Raw genomic sequence first — 16,984 nt, forward strand, 5'->3', positions numbered from 1 at the left:
TTGCGGTCTTCGAGGGCCCGTTCGGCGGGTGTGCGCTCCGTGCGCACACCGCCGGACGGGCCCTCAGTCGTCGACGAGCTCCACGCGCACCGGGTCGCCGGCGCGGACGGAGGCCAGCCGGCGCGGATCGCCGTCGATCCGGCCGAGGACGTTGCACGGACTGGCCAGACGGCACTCGTCGCCGCGTGAGATCGGTGTGGGGCCGTAGGGGAGGGCGAGGGCGTCGCCGTCGGTCCAGAAGGCCACGGTGCCGGGTTCGACGACCTGCCGGGCGTCCGTTTCACGTGGAACCGTGACGCCGGTGTCGAAGTAGACCTCTTCGCCCCAGGTATGGGCGGAGGAGACCAGCGGCAGCTCCCTGAGGAGAGCGTGTGCGGTGGGGGTGTCGTCGAGGGTCGCGGTGATCCGGTCGGCGGGCCAGGAGATCCGTATCTGCATGGCGTGCAATTCAACAAGTTGTTGAAGTTCTCGCCAAGAGGTCGCCTCCACGGCGGAGGGGGCACCCCCGGTGACACGGCCAAAATCAGTACGTCATAATTGCTTGTGAATGTGAACGCGTTCACAAGCAAGTCCGATTGCTGCCCTGTTGTGCAGGACATGCCAGGGCAAACCGCCGTCGTGACCACGACGACGTAAGGAGAGTGACGACGTGAACCTGGCTTTGGCGCCGGAGACGCTGGCGCGCTGGCAGTTCGGCATCACGACCGTCTACCACTTCCTGTTCGTCCCCCTGACGATCTCCCTGGCCGCGCTGACGGCCGGGCTGCAGACCGCATGGGTGCGCACGGAGAAGGAGAAGTACCTCAGGGCCACCAAGTTCTGGGGCAAGCTCTTCCTGATCAACATCGCCATGGGCGTGGTCACCGGCATCGTGCAGGAGTTCCAGTTCGGCATGAACTGGTCGGACTACTCGCGCTTCGTCGGCGACATCTTCGGGGCCCCGCTCGCCTTCGAGGCTCTGATCGCGTTCTTCTTCGAGTCCACCTTCATCGGCCTGTGGATCTTCGGCTGGGACAAGCTGCCCAAGCGGATCCACCTGGCCTGCATATGGATGGTGTCGATCGGCACCCTCCTGTCCGCGTACTTCATCCTGGCGGCCAACTCCTGGATGCAGCACCCCGTCGGCTACCGGATCGACAAGGCCAGGGGACGCGCGGAGCTCACCGACTTCTGGGCGGTCCTCACCCAGAACACCGCGCTCAGCCAGGCCTTCCACACGCTCTCCGCGTCCTTCCTGACCGGCGGCGCCTTCATGGTCGGCGTCGCCGCCTACCACCTCGCCCGCAAGAAGCACGTGGGCACGATGAAGACCTCGCTGCGGCTCGGCCTGATCACCGTCGTCATCGCCGGAATGCTCACCGCGATCAGCGGCGACACCCTCGGCAAGGTCATGTTCAAGCAGCAGCCGATGAAGATGGCCTCCGCCGAGGCCCTGTGGGACGGCCAGAAGCCGGCTCCGTTCTCGATCTTCGCCTACGGCAATGTGGAGAAGGGCCACAACACGGTCGCCGTCGAGATACCCGGCCTGCTGTCCTTCCTGGCGGACGACAACTTCAGCTCCTACGTCCCCGGCATCAACGACGTCAACAAGGCCGAGCAGCAAAAGTTCGGGCCCGGCGACTACCGGCCCAACATCCCGGTCACCTTCTGGGGCTTCCGCTGGATGATCGGGTTCGGCATGGCGTCCTTCGCCATCGGCATGGCCGGACTCTGGCTCACCCGCAAGAAGTTCCTGCTGCCGCAGCACCTGCGCGTCGGCGAGGACGAGGTGCCGCACCTGGTGGTGTTCAAGAACAAGGCGCTGGGACCGCAGCTGACCACGTGGTACTGGCGGATCGCCGTCTGGACGCTGGCCTTCCCGCTGATCGCCAACTCCTGGGGCTGGATCTTCACCGAGATGGGCCGCCAGCCGTGGGCCGTCTACGGCGTGCTCCAGACCCGGCAGGCGGTCTCCCCCGGCGTCTCCCAGGGCGAGGTCCTCACCTCCATCGCCGTCTTCACGGCGCTCTACGCCATCCTCGCCGTCGTCGAGGTCAAGCTGCTCGTGAAGTACGTCAAGGCCGGCCCGCCCGAACTCACGGAGGCCGACCTCAACCCGCCCACCAGGATCGGCGGCGACCTCCGTGACGCCGACAAGCCGATGGCCTTCTCCTACTAGGCCGAGGGAGGCACTGTCATGGAACTGCACGACATCTGGTTCGTCCTCATCGCCGTCCTGTGGACCGGCTACTTCTTCCTGGAGGGCTTCGACTTCGGAGTCGGCGTCCTCACCAAGCTCCTCGCCCGCGACCGGCCCGAGAAGCGGGTGCTGATCAACACCATCGGCCCCGTCTGGGACGGCAACGAGGTCTGGCTGCTCTCCGCGGGCGGCGCCACCTTCGCCGCCTTCCCGGAGTGGTACGCCACGCTCTTCTCCGGCTTCTACCTGCCGCTGCTGGCCATCCTGGTCTGCCTGATCGTGCGCGGGGTCGCCTTCGAGTACCGCGCCAAGCGGCCCGAGGAGAACTGGCAGCGCAACTGGGAGACCGCGATCTTCTGGTGCTCGCTGATCCCCGCCTTCCTGTGGGGCGTGGCCTTCGGCAACATCGTGCACGGAGTCAAGATCGACAAGAACTTCGAGTACGTCGGCGGCATCGGCGATCTGCTCCACCCGTACGCGCTGCTCGGCGGGCTGGTCACCCTGACGCTGTTCACCTTCCACGGCGCGGTCTTCACGGCCCTCAAGACCGTCGGCGACATCCGGGAACGGGCCCGCGGGCTCGCCCTGAAGTTGGGCCTGGTGACGGCGGTCGTGGCGCTGGCCTTCCTGCTGTGGACCCAGGCCGACACCGGCAACGGACGGAGCCTGGTCGCGCTGGTCGTGGCCGTCGCCGCCCTGGTCGCCGCTCTGGTGGCCAACCAGCTGGGCCGTGAGGGATGGTCGTTCGGGCTGTCCGGCGTCACCATCGTGGCCGCCGTGGCGATGCTCTTCCTGTCGCTCTTCCCGAACGTCATGCCGTCCACCCTGGACGCGAGCTGGAGCCTGACGGTCACCAACGCCTCGTCCAGCCCGTACACCCTGAAGATCATGACCTGGTGCGCGGGGATCGCCACGCCGCTCGTCCTGCTCTACCAGGGCTGGACGTACTGGGTGTTCCGCAAGCGGATCGGCACGCAGCACCTCGCCGACGCCGCGCACTGAGTCCGGCCGGGGTGTGTTTCACGTGAAACACATCCCTTGGGACCGAAGGGCATGTTTCACGTGAAACCGATCGATCCGCGCCTCCTGCGCTACGCACGGGCCACCCGGCTCTTCCTGCTGGCCGTCATCGCCCTCGGCGCCCTCGGGGCGGGACTGGTCATCGCCCAGGCCATGCTCATCGCCGAGATCGTGGTCGGCGCGTTCCAGCACCGGATGACGGCCGGCGAACTGACCACGCCGCTCCTGCTGCTGGCGTCCGTCGCCTGCGGCCGTGCGCTGGTGTCCTGGCTGACCGAGCTGGCCGCCCACCGGGCCAGCGCGGCCGTCAAGTCCGAGCTGCGCGGGCGGCTGCTGGAACGGGCGGCGGCGCTGGGCCCCGGCTGGCTCAGCGGCCAGCGCACCGGATCGCTGGTCGCACTGGCCACCCGGGGCATCGACGCCCTGGACGACTACTTCTCCCGCTATCTGCCGCAGCTCGGCCTCGCGGTGGTCGTCCCGGTGGCGGTGCTGGCGCGGATCGTCACCGAGGACTGGGTGTCGGCGGCCATCATCGTCGCCACCTTGCCCCTCATCCCCGTCTTCATGATGCTGATCGGCTGGGCCACCCAGTCCCGCATGGAGCGTCAGTGGCGGCTGCTGTCCCGGCTGTCCGGGCACTTCCTGGACGTGGTCGCGGGCCTGCCCACCCTGAAGGTGTTCGGCCGGGCCAAGGCACAGGCGGAGTCGATCCGGCGCATCACCGGCGAGTACCGGCAGGCGACCCTGCGCACCCTGCGCATCGCCTTCCTGTCCTCCTTCGCGCTGGAGCTGCTGGCCACCCTGTCGGTGGCCCTGGTCGCCGTGACGATCGGCATGCGCCTCGTCAACGGCGAGATGGCCCTGTACGTCGGGCTGGTCATCCTCGTGCTGGCGCCCGAGGCGTATCTGCCGCTGCGCCAGGTCGGCGCCCAGTACCACGCGGCGGCGGAGGGGCTGGCCGCCGCGGAGGAGATCTTCACCGTCCTGGAGACCCCGGTCCCCGAGACCGGCGCAGGCGCCGTTCCCACCGGGGCGCTGGCCTTCGAGAACGTGAGCGTCCGCTACCCCGGACGCGCCGCGGACGCCGTGCGCGAGGTGTCCTTCGCCGTGGAGCCGGGGGAGACCGTGGCGCTCGTCGGGCCGAGCGGCGTGGGCAAGTCGACCCTCCTGAACGTCCTGCTCGGCTTCGTCGCGCCCACCACGGGCTGGGTGCGGATCGGCGGAGCCGACCTCACCGGCCTCGACCTCGACGAGTGGCGCTCCCGCATCGCCTGGGTGCCGCAGCGACCGCACCTGTACGCGGGCACGATCGCCGAGAACGTACGGCTGGCCCGGCCCGACGCCGACGACGCCGCCTTGCGCACGGCACTGGCCGACGCGGGCGCGCTGGAGTTCGTGGACGCGCTGCCGCGGGGAGCGGACACCGTCCTCGGCGAGGACGGCGCCGGGCTGTCGGCCGGACAGCGGCAACGGCTCGCGCTCGCCCGGGCCTTCCTCGCCGACCGCCCCGTCCTGCTGCTCGACGAGCCGACCGCCGCCCTGGACGGCGCGACCGAGGCCGAGGTCGTCGCCGCGGTGCGGCGGCTGTCGGCCGGCCGGACCGTGCTGCTCGTGGTGCACCGGCCCGCCCTGCTGAGTGCGGCGGACCGGGTGGTGCGGCTCGACGGCGCCGAGGCGCTTCAGGGCGTCCGCTCCGCCGTACGGCCCGCCGAGCCGCACCCGGCGGAGGCGCACCCGGCGCAGGCGCACCCGGTGGACGACGACGGGACGGCCGAGCCTCAGGCCGCCGCCCGGATCACGGGCGCCGGCGCCCTGGCCCGAGTCCGGGCGATGTCCGGCCCCCGGCGGGGCCGTCTCGCCCTCGCCCTGCTGCTGGGCAGCCTCGCCCTGGGCAGCGCCGTCGGACTGATGGCCACCTCCGGCTGGCTCATCTCGCGGGCGTCGCAGCACCCGCCGGTGCTCTATCTCATGGTGGCCGTCACGGCGACCCGCACCTTCGGCATCGGCCGGGCCGTCTTCCGGTACGCCGAACGGCTCGTGTCGCACGACGCGGTGCTGCGGATGCTCGCCGACACCCGGGTCGCCGTCTACCGGCGGCTGGAGCGGCTGTCACCGGCCGGGCTGCGCCGGGTGCGCCGGGGCGACCTGCTGACCCGCCTCGTCGCCGACGTGGACGCGTTGCAGGACTACTGGCTGCGCTGGCTGCTGCCCGCCGGATCGGCGGTGGTCGTCTCCGCCGGCGCCGTCGCGTTCACGGCCTTGCTGCTGCCCGTGGCCGGTGCGGTGCTCGCCGCGGGACTGCTCGTGGCGGGGGCCGGTGTCCCGCTGGTCACCGCCGCCGTGTCCCGGCGCGCCGAACACCGGCTGGCGCCCGCCCGCGGGGTGCTGGCGACCCGGATCACCGATCTGCTGACCGGGACCGCCGAGCTGACGGTCGCGGGCGCGCTGCCCGACCGCGCGGCCCGGGCCCGGCGGGCCGACACCGCGCTCACCCGGATCGCCTCGCGCGCGGCCACCGCCACCGCCCTCGGCGACGGGCTCACCGCACTGGTCTCGGGCCTGACCGTCACGGCGGCGGCCCTCGTCGGCGTTCAGGCGGTCGCCGACGGACGGCTCGGCGGCGTCACCCTGGCCGTCGTCGTCCTCACCCCGCTGGCCGCCTTCGAGGCGGTGCTCGGGATGCCGCTCGCCGTGCAGTACCGGCAGCGGGTGCGGCGCAGCGCGGAACGCGTCCACGAGATCCTCGACGCGCCCGAACCGGTGCGCGAGCCCGAGCGGCCGCGGCAGGCGCCCGCGCGGCCGTTCCCGCTCGTCGTGAAGGGACTCACGGCCCGGTACGCCGGACAGGACCGGGAGGCGCTCGCCGGCCTCGATCTGCGTCTCGAAGAGGGCCGCAGGGTCGCCGTGGTCGGACCCTCCGGGGCCGGCAAGACGACGCTGGCGCAGGTGCTGCTGCGGTTCCTCGACCCGGAGGCGGGCGCCTACACCCTCGGCGGGGTCGACGCCCGTTCCCTGGACGGCGACGACGTACGACGGCTCGTCGGGCTGTGCGCCCAGGACGCGCACCTCTTCGACAGCTCGGTACGGGAGAACCTGCTGCTGGCCAAGAAGGACGCGACCGAGCCGGAGCTGCGGGGCGTGCTGGCGCGGGCCCGGCTGCTGGACTGGGCCGACTCCCTGCCCGACGGCCTCGACACGCTGGTCGGCGAGCACGGTGCGCGGCTGTCCGGCGGACAGCGGCAGCGGCTGGCCCTGGCCCGGGCGCTGCTCGCCGACTTCCCGGTCCTGCTGCTCGACGAGCCGGCCGAGCACCTCGACCTGCCGACCGCCGACGTGCTCACCGCGGATCTGCTGGCCGCCACCGAGGGCTGTACGACCCTGCTCGTCACCCACCGCCTGGCCGGTCTTGAGGCCGTGGACGAGGTGATCGTCCTGGCCGGCGGCCGGGTGGTGCAGCGCGGGCCGTACGCGGAACTGGCCGCCCTGCCCGGCCCGCTGCGGCGGATGGCCGAGCGCGAGGCGGCGACGGAGGAACGGGCGGGCGCGCGGTAGCGGACACCGCGTCCCGCGCCGGGGGAGCGGCTGTTACGGCCGCTCCCCCAGGATCCGCTCGATCACGACCGCGACGCCGTCCTCGTTGTTGGGGGCGGTCCGCCCGGTCGCCGCGGCGACCGCGGCGGGGTGGGCGTTGCCCATGGCGTACGACCGGCCGGCCCAGGTGAGCATCTCGACGTCGTTCGGCATGTCGCCGAAGGCGACGACCTCCTCGTGCGAGATGCCCCGTTCGGCGCAGCACAGGGCGAGCGTGCTGGCCTTGGAGACCTCCGCCGCGCTGATCTCCAGCAGGGCGCTGGGACTGGAGCGGGTGATGGCGACGCGGGCGCCGACGGCGACGCGGGCGGCGGTGAGGAAGGCGTCGGGCTCCAGCGTCGGGTGGTAGGCGAGGATCTTCAGGATCGGCTGGCCGACGGCGACGCCGTCCGGCGCCAGCAGCTCCTCGGCCGGCGCGAGATGGTCCGGCGCCTCCATGTGCAGCTTGGGGTACTCCGGCTCCTGGTGGAAGCCGTACGTCTGCTCGACCGCGCAGACCGTGCCCGGCGCGGCGTCCCGGATCAGCCGTATCGCCTCCAGCGCGTGCCGCGGCGTCAGCTCGCGCACCTTCACGAAGCGGTGGGCGCCGGGGCCGCCGTGCAGATCGACCACGGCGGCGCCGTTGCCGCAGATCGCCAGGCCGTGGCCGTGCACGTGCTCGGCGACGACGTCCATCCAGCGGGCCGGGCGGCCGGTGACGAAGAAGACCTCGATGCCGGCCTCCTCCGCCGCGGCGAGGGCGGCGACCGTGCGGGGCGACACCGACTTGTCGTCGCGCAGCAGGGTCCCGTCGAGGTCGGTGGCGATCAGCCGCGTCGGAACGAACGGGGCGGCTGCCCGCTCCAGCGAGGTCGAGAGCTGGGGGGAAGCCGGGGTCTCGGACTGTCGAGTCGCTGAGGTCACCGCGCCATTGTCCCGCATATGCCCGCACGTGCGTGCGGGAGTGCGCACATTTGATGCACGCGCGGTCACGAGAGGCACGATTTCGGTCACGACGGGTTCGCCGACCCGTCCACGGCCCCCGGCTACGCCAGCAGTCCGGGCGCCTCCGTGGCGATCTTCTCGAAGACCTTCTCGTCCGCGGCGAAGTCGGAGTCCGGGATGGGCCAGTGCAGCACGATCTCGGTGAAGCCCAGGTCCCGGTGCCGGCCCGCGAAGTCGACGAACGCCTCGACCGACTCCAGCGGCCGCTGCCGGTCCGGGGTGAAGCCGGTGAGCAGAATCTTGTCGACCTCGGCGACATCGCGGCCGAGCTCCGCGCAGGCCGCGCCGAGCTTGTCGATCTGCCCGCGCAACGCCGCCACCGACTGCTCGGGGGTCCCCGACTCGAACAGCGACGGGTCGCCGGTGGTCACCCACGCCTGTCCGTACCGGGCGGTCAGTCTCAGCCCGCGCGGTCCGGTGGCGGCCACCGCGAACGGCAGCCGGGGGCGCTGCACACAGCCGGGGAGGTTGCGCGCCTCGTGCGCCGAGTAGAACTCGCCCCCGGAGGACACCGAGTCCTCGGTCAGCAGCCGGTCGAGCAGCGGCACGAACTCCGCGAGACGGTCGGCGCGCTCCCGAGGTGACCACGGCTCCTGCCCGAGCACGGTGGCGTCGAAGCCGGTGCCGCCCGCGCCGATGCCGAGGGTGATCCTGCCGCCGGAGACGTCGTCGAGCGAGATCAGCTCCTTGGCGAGGGTGACCGGGTGGCGGAAGTTCGGCGAGGTCACCATGGTCCCCAGCCGCATCCGGCCGGTCGCCGCCGCGGCGGCGGTGAGGGTCGGGACGGCGCCGAACCACGGGCCGTCCCGGAACGTGCGCCAGGACAGGTGGTCGTAGGTGTAGCCGGCGTGGAAGCCCAGCTCCTCGGCGCGTGTCCAGGTCGAGCGGCCGCCCTCGTGCCAACGGAGGTAGGGAAGGATCAAGGTGCTCAGGCGCAGGCTCATGGGCCCGAGCCTAAGCGGCCACCGGTGTTTCACGTGAAACAGCCACCGCACCCGGCCGCCCAGCGATCGTCACCGCACCCGGCCGCTCAGCCATGAGGTGAGACCGATCATCGGGACGCGCTCCTTGTACGTACGGTCGCCGGGCAGCGGAATGACCAGGCGGTAGCCGGGCGGGAAGCGGCGCGCCGTGACGAACGCCCGGTCGCCGAAGACGGCCCGGAGGAAGGCGGGCACCTCGTCGCGGGGCAGGTCGAGGAACTCCACGCCCTCGACCGTGATCAGCGCGTCGTCGTCCGGGTAGAGCCGCACGGTCACCCGGGGCAGGCCGCCGAACTCCACGAACGCCTCGTGCGGCAGCGTGCCGTCCGGGTCGGTGGTGACGCCGACGCCGGCCGCGCTGCGCCGCGAGGTCTGGTCGGCGCCGATGTCATGGGTCACCTCGATCTCCCGCAGGTACTCCTCGGCGAGGGAGCGGCAGGCCGTGACGGCGGCCTCGGTGGTGGGGAGGTGGCTGTCCATGCCGTCGATCATGCCGGACCGGTGCCGGGATCAGCGGCCCGAGGGGAACCGCAGGTACCGGGGCGGCACGGCCTTGGTCAGCCAGACGCCGTTGGCGCTGACCTGGAAGACATGACCGTCGCGGTGCATGGCGCCGGCGTCCACGCAGAGCACGACCGGCCGGCCGCGGCGGGCGCCGACCCGGGCGGCGGTCTCGCGGTCGGTCGAGAGGTGCACGTCGTGCCGGTGCATGGGCCGCAGGCCCTCCGCGCGGATCGGCTCGACATTGCGGGGCACGGTCCCGTGGTAGAGGTACGGCGGCGGGATGGCCGGGGACAGACCGAGGTCGACCTCGACGGTGTGGCCCTGGCTGGCGCGGATCCGCTCGCCGTCGACGGCGAAGCGCTGCTTGTCGTTGGCGGCCACCACATGGGCCAGCTCGTCCCGGGTGAACGGGAATCCGTGGGCGGCGGCCGCCGCGATCAGCGTGTCGATCGCCACCCAGCCGCCCTCGTCCAGCCTGAGCCCGATCCGCTCCGGCTGGTGGCGGAGGTGCCTGGAGAGGTACTTCGACACCTTCACGGTGCGCCGCTCGTCCATGCCTCCGGGGGGCCGTCCGTTCGTGCCGTCGGGAGGCCGTACGTCCGTGCCGCCGACGCGTCGTCCATTCATGCCACCAGCGTGCCGGGAGAGACCAGCATCACGCAGGTTGTTTTCCGTGCGGAGGTTTGATCCACAGCAAGGTGACGTTATCCACAGCGGAATCCCGGGATTCTGTGGACAACCGAGCCGATCGCGGCACTCCCGGCCTTCCCCTAGGGCTCCGTACGCCTGGAGTCGGACGCCAAGACGGCTCTGGAGTCTGACGACCCGCGTGGCACACGTCACTACTGTCGAGGGCGTGACTGTGATCGCGACCGAAAGCCTGAGCAAGCGGTTCCCCCGGGTGACCGCGCTTGACCGGCTCTCCGTGGACGTCGGACCCGGTGTGACCGGACTCGTCGGCGCCAACGGGGCCGGCAAGTCCACACTGATCAAGATCCTGCTGGGTCTGTCCCCCGCCACCGAGGGCCGCGCCGAGGTGCTCGGCCTGGACGTCGCCACCAAGGGCGCCGCCATCCGCGAACGCGTCGGCTACATGCCGGAACACGACTGCCTGCCACCGGACGTCTCGGCCACCGAGTTCGTCGTCCACATGGCGCGCATGTCCGGCCTGCCGCCCACCGCGGCCCGCGAACGCACCGCGGACACCCTGCGCCACGTCGGCCTGTACGAGGAGCGCTACCGCCCCATCGGCGGCTACTCCACCGGCATGAAGCAGCGCGTCAAGCTCGCCCAGGCCCTGGTGCACGACCCGCAGCTGGTCTTCCTCGACGAGCCGACCAACGGCCTCGACCCGGTCGGCCGCGACGAGATGCTCGGCCTGATCCGCCGCATCCACACCGACTTCGGCATCTCGGTCCTGGTCACCTCCCACCTGCTGGGCGAACTGGAACGCACCTGCGACCACGTCGTCGTGGTCGACGGCGGCAAATTGCTGCGCTCCAGCTCCACCACCGACTTCACCCAGACCACGACGACCCTCGCCGTCGAGGTCACCGACAGCGACGAGCACCCGGACGGCACCGGCGCGGTGCGCGACGCGCTCCACGCGCGCGGGGTGCGCACCGAGGACGGCAGCGGACTGCCGGGCGCCGGCCACGTATTGCTGCTCACCGCACAGGGCGAGGAGACGTACGACCTGGTGCGGGACGTGATCGCGGACCTCGGCCTCGGCCTGGTGCGCATGGAGCAGCGCCGCCACCACATCGCGGAGGTCTTCCGCGACGACGGGGCGAACACCCCTGCGAGCGCTTCCCCGAGCACCCCCCTGAGCGCCCCCCGGAACGACGACGGACAGCGGAAGGAGGCGGCCGGCCATGACGGTTGAGCGGCCCACCGGGACACCGGTCACCTCGGCGGGCGACCAGACCCGCATCCACAACATCGGCTACCGCACCTACGACGGCCCCCGGCTCGGCCGCGCCTACGCCCGCCGTTCGCTGTACTCGCAGTCCCTGCGCGGCGCCTACGGCCTCGGCCGCTCGGGCCGCTCCAAGGTGCTGCCGATGCTGCTGTTCGCGGTGATGTGCCTGGTCGCGGCGATCCTGGTCGCCGTCACGGTCACCACCAAGGCCAAGGACCTGCCCGTCCACTACACGCGCTACGCGATCATCATGCAGGGCCTCATCAGCCTGTACGTCGCCTCGCAGGCGCCCCAGTCCGTCTCGCGCGACCTGCGCTTCAAGACGGTCCCGCTGTACTTCTCGCGGCCCATCGAGACCGCCGACTACGTCCGCGCCAAGTACGCGTCGCTGGCCTCGGCGATCTTCATCCTGACCGCCGCCCCGCTGCTCGTGCTCTATGTCGGCGCGCTGCTGGCCAAGCTCGACTTCGCCGACCAGACCAAGGGATTCGCCGAAGGACTCGTCTCCGTGGCCCTGCTCTCACTGCTCTTCGCCGGCATCGGCCTGGTCATCGCCGCCGTCACCCCACGCCGCGGCTTCGGCATCGCCGCCGTGATCGCAGTACTGGTCATCTCCTACGGCGCGGTCTCCACCCTGGAGGCCATCGCCGACACCCAGAGCAGCACCGGCGCCATCCCGTGGATCGGCCTGTTCTCGCCGGTCACCCTCATCGACGGGGTGCAGACCGCCTTTCTCGGCGCCACCTCCTCGGCGCCCGGCGCGGCCGGCCCCGGCAGCGGCCAGGGCGTCGTCTACGTCCTCGTCGTCCTCGGCCTCATCGCCGGCGCCTACGGCCTGCTGCTGCGCCGCTACAAGAAGGTGGGACTGTGACAACCCTGCGCATCGACCACGTCTCCCGCTGGTTCGGCAACGTGGTCGCCGTCAACGACATCACCATGACGATCGGCCCCGGCGTCACCGGCCTGCTCGGCCCCAACGGCGCCGGCAAGTCCACGCTGATCAACATGATGGGCGGCTTCCTCGCCCCGTCCACCGGCTCCGTCACCCTCGACGACCAGCCGGTGTGGCGCAACGAGCAGATCTACCGGCACATCGGCGTCGTCCCCGAGCGCGAGGCGATGTACGACTTCCTCACCGGCCGCGAGTTCGTCGTCGCCAACGCCGAACTGCACGGCCTGGGCGCCAAGGCCGCCCAGAAGGCGCTGGCCACGGTCGAGATGGAGTACGCGCAGGACCGCAAGGTCGCCACCTACTCCAAGGGCATGCGGCAGCGCGTGAAGATGGCCAGCGCCCTGGTGCACGAACCGTCGTTGCTCCTGCTGGACGAGCCGTTCAACGGGATGGACCCGCGCCAGCGCATGCAGCTGATGGACCTGCTGCGGCGCATGGGCGACGAGGGCCGCACCGTCCTGTTCTCCTCGCACATCCTGGAGGAGGTCGAGCAGCTCGCCCGGCACATCGAGGTCGTCGTCGCCGGACGGCACGCGGCCAGCGGCGACTTCCGCCGGATCCGCCGGCTGATGACCGACCGCCCGCACCGCTACCTGGTGCGCTCCAGCGACGACCGGGCGCTGGCCGCCGCGCTGATCGCGGACCCGTCGACGTCCGGCATCGAGGTGGACCTCGCCGAGGGCGCGCTGCGCATCCAGGCCGTCGACTTCGGCCGGTTCACGGCCCTGCTGCCCCGGGTGGCCCGGGACCACGGCATCCGGCTGCTCACGGTCTCGCCGTCCGACGAGTCCCTCGAGTCCGTCTTCTCGTACCTGGTCGCGGCGTAGGAGGCCCTGATGTACGACCCCACAGTCGCCCGGCTCACCTACCGGGCCCTGCTCGGCCGGCGCCGGGCCCTCATCCTCGGCGCGCTGCCGCTGCTGCTGATCGTGATCTCCGTGGTGGTGCGCGCGCTGACCGGCGCCGACGACCAGACGGCGGCGGACGTGCTGGGCGGGTTCGCGCTCGCCACCATGGTGCCGATCATCGGCGTCATCGCCGGTACCGGTGCGATCGGCCCCGAGATCGACGACGGCTCGGTGGTGTACCTGCTGTCCAAGCCGCTGAAGCGGCCGACGATCATCGTCACGAAGCTGATCGTGGCGATCGCGGTGACCATGGTCTTCTCGGCGGTCCCGACGCTGGTCGCCGGACTGATCCTCAACGGCAACGGACAGCAGATCGCCGTCGCCTACACGGTGGCCGCGCTGGTCGCCTCCATCGCCTACTCCGCGCTGTTCCTGCTGCTGGGGACGGTGTCCCGGCACGCGGTGGTCTTCGGCCTGGTCTACGCGCTGGTCTGGGAGGCGCTGTTCGGCTCCCTGGTGCCGGGGGCGCGCACGCTCAGCGTCCAGCAGTGGGCGCTGGCCGTGGCGCACCGGGTCGCCGGCGGTGACCTGGTGACCTCCGACGTCGGGCTGACGACCGGGGCGGTGCTGCTGGTGCTGGTCACCGTGCTGGCCACCTGGTACGCCGGGCAGAAGCTGCGGTCCCTGACGCTGGCCGGCGAGGAGTGAGCGGCCGGGGGCCGCGGCTGCCCTGAGGGACCGCTTGCGACGGGGTGCTTCCGATGGGCCGCTTCCGATGGGCCGCTCGCGACGGGCCGCTTCTTTACGCCGGCCTTCCTGACGGGGTCTTCACCCCGCTCTGCGAATGACCCCGGCCCGGCGGGCGCGAAATTCGGTGGCGCGGGCGGTGGGCGGGACGGCACAGTGAGGGTGTTCGCAGCGCCGGTCCGTGCCGGCGCCACGTTCTGGGAGAGGAGCTGGGCGATGTCGATGCACGGCAGTACGCCGAGCTCCCCGCAGGGCAGCCCGCGGCGGGCTCCGGAGTAGTCACTCGCTCCCGTCGGGCCCGCCCGCACGGGGAGCTGCCCGGGGCGGCCGCTTCGAGCACGCGATCCGCCATCGCGTGGGCCGCCCACCCGGAGGATTGGCCGAGTGGTAAGGCACCGGCTTGCTGAGCCGCGGTCGGGGACACCCCCGCGCACGTTCGATCCGTGCATCCTCCGCAGAGAAGAACTCCCGCTGCCGCCGAGCGGCCGCGACACCACCGGGACAGGCCCTGGCGGCGCCCGGCGCCCCGCCGGGCCCGCTCTCCCTCAGGCCAGCAGGCGTTCCAGTACCGCTGCGATGCCGTCGTCCTCGTTCGAGGCCGTCACCTCGTCGGCGACCGCCTTCAGGGACTCATGGGCGTTGGCCATGGCCACGCCGCGGGCGGACCAGGCGAACATCGGGATGTCGTTGGGCATGTCGCCGAAGGCGATCGTGTCGGCGGCCTTGACCCCCAGCCGCCGGGCCGCGAGCGAGAGCCCCGTGGCCTTCGACAGACCGAGGGGGAGCAGCTCCACGATGCCCGCGCCGGCCATGGTGACCGAGACGAAGCCGCCCGCGGCGCGCCGCGCCACGTCGGCCAGCTCGTCGTCCGTGAGGGTCGGGTGCTGGATGTAGATCTTGTTGAGCGGCGCGCTCCACAGATCGGACGCGTCCGTGAACGGGGTGCCCGGGAGCGACCCGGTCAGGGCGTACCCCGGGCCGACCAGCACGTCGCCGTCCAGCCCGTCCCGGCTCGCCGCCAGGTACAGCGGCCCGGTCGCCGCCTCGATCTTGGCCAGGGCCACCCCGGCCAGCCGCCGGTCCAGGGTCACCGAGGTCAGCAGCCGGTGCTCCCCGGCGTGGTACACCTGGGCGCCCTGGCCGCAGACCGCGAGGCCCCGGTAGCCGAGGTCGTCGAGTATGTGCCGCGTCCACGGCACTCCGCGCCCGGTGACCACGAGGTGGGCGGCGCCCGCCTCGGTGGCCGCGGCGAGCGCGTCCCGGGTGCGCGGTGAGACCGACCCGTCCGAGCGCAGCAGCGTCCCGTCGAGGTCGGTGGCGACCAGCCGGTACGGCAGGCCGCCGGACGTCGCGTCGCCGGCGGCCGCGGGAGCGGCGGCGGTCACTTGGCCTGCGGCTCCAGGACCTCCCGGCCGCCGAGGTAGGGCCGCAGCACCTCGGGCACCCGCACGGAGCCGTCGGCCAGCTGGTGGTTCTCCAGGATCGCGACGATCGTGCGCGGTACGGCGCACAGCGTGCCGTTCAGCGTGGCCAGCGGCTTGACCCGCCCGCCCGTCGCCCGACCGCCACCCCTGCCGGAGGTCGCTTCGCTCCCGCTGGACTTCTCACGCATCCGGATCGAGAGCCTACGGGACTGGAACTCGGTGCAGTCCGAGGTCGAGGTCAGCTCGCGGTACTTGCCCTGGGTCGGGATCCACGCCTCGCAGTCGAACTTGCGGGCGGCCGAGGAGCCCAGGTCGCCCGAGGCGACGTCGATGACGCGGAACGGCAGCTCCAGCGCGGTCAGCCACTGCTTCTCCCAGTCCAGCAGCCGCTGGTGCTCCGCCTGCGAGTCCTCGGGGGCCACGTAGGAGAACATCTCGACCTTGTCGAACTGGTGCACGCGGAAGATGCCGCGGGTGTCCTTGCCGTGCGAGCCGGCCTCGCGGCGGAAGCACGGCGAGAAGCCCGCGTAGCGCAGCGGCAGCTTGTCGGCGTCGAGGATCTCGTCCATGTGGTAGGCCGCCAGCGCCACCTCGGAGGTGCCGACCAGGTACAGGTCGTCCTTGTCGAGGTGGTAGACGTCCTGGGCGGCCTGGCCGAGGAAGCCGGTGCCCGCCATCGACTGGGGGCGCACCAGCGCCGGGGTCAGCATCGGCGTGAAGCCGGCCGCGGTGGCCTGGGCCATCGCCGCGTTCACCAGCGCCAGCTCCAGCAGGGCGCCGACACCGGTGAGGAAGTAGAAGCGCGAGCCGGAGACCTTGGCGCCGCGTTCCACGTCGATCGCGCCGAGGAGCTGGCCCAGCTCCAGGTGGTCCTTGGGCGCGAAGCCCTCGGCGCCGAAGTCGCGGATGGTGCCGTGCGTCTCCAGGGTGACGAAGTCCTCCTCGCCGCCGACGGGCACGTCGGGGTGGACGAGGTTGCCGAGCCGGAGCAGCAGTTCCTGGGTCTCGGCGTCGGCGGCGTCGCGCTCGGCGTCGGCGGCCTTGACGTCGGCAGCCAGCTGGCTCGCCTTCTTCAGCAGCTCGGCCTTCTCGTCGCCGGCGGCCTTGGGGATCAGCTTGCCCAGCGCCTTCTGCTCGGCGCGCAGCTCGTCGAAGCGGACGCCGGACGACCTGCGCCGCTCGTCGGCAGACAGGAGGGAGTCGACGAGCGCGACGTCCTCTCCACGGGCGCGCTGGGAGGCGCGCGCACGGTCGGGGTCCTCACGGAGCAGGCGAAGGTCAATCACGCGGTCAAGGCTACCCGTGCGCTGTCGCGGCCCACGACCCAGTATTCCGAACCGTGCTCCGCGCGCCGCCGCATACCGTTGGGGCGGAATTGCGGCGGTGTGTCAATAAGGTGTCCCCCGCTCCCTGGATGGAGGCAGCTTCCGGTCCGCCGGTTGACCGGATTTCCTTGTGCGACAGGGGACTTGGCGGTCGGCTTGTCCACAGGAATCCACTGCGGGCCAAGAGTTGTCCACAGGCTGTGCAGAAGATCTGTGGACTCCGGAATTGATCACGCGTGGCGCGCGATCGGAAGGAAGAATTCCTGCCCCAAACCAGTCCGACACCCACTTTCGGGTGGAAAAAGGTCGCCCCAAAAGATGAACCATGGGAAACGGGTGGACGAAGGGTGACCCGTGGGCCGACGGCCCGACCGGAGAGACACAGGCCGATTTGTCGACTGAGTCCCGGATCCGTGTCGACTTGTCCCCAGGTCGATCGGTCAGCCTGTGGATAACTTCTGTGGATAACGAAGCCGTGCAGGTGGACCGGCCCGTACGGGCGGGGC

14 protein-coding genes and 1 tRNA gene are annotated in these 16,984 nt (G+C 71.6%); 8 read left to right on the plus strand and 7 right to left on the minus strand.

Translation table 11 applies throughout. The annotated features are described in order from the left end of the window. Positions 1-63 precede the first annotated feature (63 nt). Entirely contained in the window at positions 64-438 is a 375-nt protein-coding gene (locus tag ABEB07_RS07550; RefSeq protein WP_345667532.1) for a cyclophilin-like fold protein, read from the minus strand. A gap of 211 nt (positions 439-649) precedes the next feature. On the opposite strand from ABEB07_RS07550, the gene ABEB07_RS07555 reads away from it, so the two are divergent. From ABEB07_RS07555 to cydD, 3 genes are read left to right on the plus strand one after another with little or no spacing between them, the layout of a single operon-like run. Continuing rightward, a complete protein-coding gene (locus ABEB07_RS07555; protein ID WP_345667533.1) occupies positions 650-2,158 on the plus strand; it encodes a cytochrome ubiquinol oxidase subunit I in 1,509 nt (502 codons plus the stop codon). Positions 2,159-2,176: 18 nt separating this feature from the next. Continuing rightward, a complete protein-coding gene (gene cydB, locus ABEB07_RS07560; protein ID WP_345667535.1) occupies positions 2,177-3,181 on the plus strand; it encodes a cytochrome d ubiquinol oxidase subunit II in 1,005 nt (334 codons plus the stop codon). Positions 3,182-3,232: 51 nt separating this feature from the next. Then, positions 3,233-6,751 carry a thiol reductant ABC exporter subunit CydD gene (gene cydD / locus ABEB07_RS07565; protein ID WP_345667536.1) on the plus strand — a complete coding sequence of 1,173 codons (3,519 nt, stop codon included), beginning with the start codon at positions 3,233-3,235 and terminating at the stop codon, positions 6,749-6,751. A gap of 33 nt (positions 6,752-6,784) precedes the next feature. Here the strand turns inward: cydD and ABEB07_RS07570 are convergent, their stop codons facing one another. The 4 genes from ABEB07_RS07570 to ABEB07_RS07585 all read right to left on the minus strand — a co-directional run bounded on the left by ABEB07_RS07570 (position 6,785) and on the right by ABEB07_RS07585 (position 9,816). After that, positions 6,785-7,711 (minus strand): HAD-IIB family hydrolase, encoded by a 927-nt coding sequence (locus tag ABEB07_RS07570; RefSeq protein ID WP_345667537.1) that lies wholly within the window; start codon positions 7,709-7,711, stop codon positions 6,785-6,787. A gap of 104 nt (positions 7,712-7,815) precedes the next feature. Continuing rightward, positions 7,816-8,718 carry an LLM class flavin-dependent oxidoreductase gene (locus ABEB07_RS07575; protein ID WP_176149677.1) on the minus strand — a complete coding sequence of 301 codons (903 nt, stop codon included), beginning with the start codon at positions 8,716-8,718 and terminating at the stop codon, positions 7,816-7,818. Between the two features lie 69 nt (positions 8,719-8,787). After that, a complete protein-coding gene (locus ABEB07_RS07580) occupies positions 8,788-9,249 on the minus strand; it encodes a hypothetical protein (RefSeq protein WP_345667538.1) in 462 nt (153 codons plus the stop codon). 18 nt (positions 9,250-9,267) lie between these two features. Further along, complete coding sequence (locus tag ABEB07_RS07585) at positions 9,268-9,816, minus strand: RNA 2'-phosphotransferase (protein WP_345667585.1); 549 nt, start codon at positions 9,814-9,816, stop codon at positions 9,268-9,270. A gap of 307 nt (positions 9,817-10,123) precedes the next feature. Between ABEB07_RS07585 and ABEB07_RS07590 the strand changes: the two genes are divergently transcribed. The 5 genes from ABEB07_RS07590 (at position 10,124) to ABEB07_RS07610 (ending at position 14,184) form a co-directional block, all read left to right on the plus strand. Continuing rightward, the gene (locus tag ABEB07_RS07590) at positions 10,124-11,146 is read left to right on the plus strand and encodes an ABC transporter ATP-binding protein (RefSeq protein ID WP_345667586.1); all 1,023 of its coding nucleotides are present in this window, start codon (positions 10,124-10,126) and stop codon (positions 11,144-11,146) included. Further along, positions 11,136-12,053 (plus strand): ABC transporter permease, encoded by a 918-nt coding sequence (locus tag ABEB07_RS07595; protein WP_345667540.1) that lies wholly within the window; start codon positions 11,136-11,138, stop codon positions 12,051-12,053. The genes ABEB07_RS07590 and ABEB07_RS07595 overlap by 11 nt, the downstream gene beginning before the upstream one ends. Then, a complete protein-coding gene (locus ABEB07_RS07600) occupies positions 12,050-12,961 on the plus strand; it encodes an ATP-binding cassette domain-containing protein (RefSeq protein ID WP_164585484.1) in 912 nt (303 codons plus the stop codon). Before ABEB07_RS07595 ends, ABEB07_RS07600 begins: the two co-directional genes overlap by 4 nt. Before the next feature lie 9 nt (positions 12,962-12,970). Further along, entirely contained in the window at positions 12,971-13,690 is a 720-nt protein-coding gene (locus ABEB07_RS07605; protein ID WP_164585483.1) for an ABC transporter permease, read from the plus strand. 409 nt (positions 13,691-14,099) lie between these two features. Next, positions 14,100-14,184, plus strand: a tRNA-Ser gene (locus tag ABEB07_RS07610). 90 nt (positions 14,185-14,274) lie between these two features. Here ABEB07_RS07610 and ABEB07_RS07615 read toward each other — a convergent pair. Together ABEB07_RS07615 and serS are read right to left on the minus strand one after the other, a co-directional pair. After that, positions 14,275-15,114, minus strand: a complete 840-nt coding sequence (locus ABEB07_RS07615) for an HAD family hydrolase (RefSeq protein ID WP_345667542.1) — start codon at positions 15,112-15,114, stop codon at positions 14,275-14,277. Further along, positions 15,111-16,439: a serine--tRNA ligase gene (serS, locus tag ABEB07_RS07620; RefSeq protein WP_345667543.1), complete on the minus strand. Its 1,329-nt coding sequence runs from the start codon at positions 16,437-16,439 to the stop codon at positions 15,111-15,113. The genes ABEB07_RS07615 and serS overlap by 4 nt, the downstream gene beginning before the upstream one ends. Positions 16,440-16,984 lie beyond the last annotated feature (545 nt).

The sequence above is a fragment of the Streptomyces similanensis genome (genome assembly GCF_039543625.1).
GTDB classification, from domain to species: domain Bacteria; phylum Actinomycetota; class Actinomycetes; order Streptomycetales; family Streptomycetaceae; genus Streptomyces; species Streptomyces similanensis.

Excerpts from the sequence above, each read along its gene's own strand:
- ABEB07_RS07575 (WP_176149677.1), bottom strand. The coding sequence starts at position 8,718 with ATGAGCCTGCGCCTGAGCACCTTGATCCTTCCCTACCTCCGTTGGCAC.
- ABEB07_RS07585 (WP_345667585.1), bottom strand. The coding sequence starts at position 9,816 with ATGGACGAGCGGCGCACCGTGAAGGTGTCGAAGTACCTCTCCAGGCAC.
- cydD (WP_345667536.1), top strand. The coding sequence starts at position 3,233 with ATGTTTCACGTGAAACCGATCGATCCGCGCCTCCTGCGCTACGCACGG.
- ABEB07_RS07595 (WP_345667540.1), top strand. The coding sequence starts at position 11,136 with ATGACGGTTGAGCGGCCCACCGGGACACCGGTCACCTCGGCGGGCGAC.
- cydB (WP_345667535.1), top strand. The coding sequence starts at position 2,177 with ATGGAACTGCACGACATCTGGTTCGTCCTCATCGCCGTCCTGTGGACC.
- ABEB07_RS07605 (WP_164585483.1), top strand. The coding sequence starts at position 12,971 with ATGTACGACCCCACAGTCGCCCGGCTCACCTACCGGGCCCTGCTCGGC.
- ABEB07_RS07550 (WP_345667532.1), bottom strand. The coding sequence starts at position 438 with ATGCAGATACGGATCTCCTGGCCCGCCGACCGGATCACCGCGACCCTC.
- ABEB07_RS07580 (WP_345667538.1), bottom strand. The coding sequence starts at position 9,249 with ATGATCGACGGCATGGACAGCCACCTCCCCACCACCGAGGCCGCCGTC.
- ABEB07_RS07570 (WP_345667537.1), bottom strand. The coding sequence starts at position 7,711 with ATGCGGGACAATGGCGCGGTGACCTCAGCGACTCGACAGTCCGAGACC.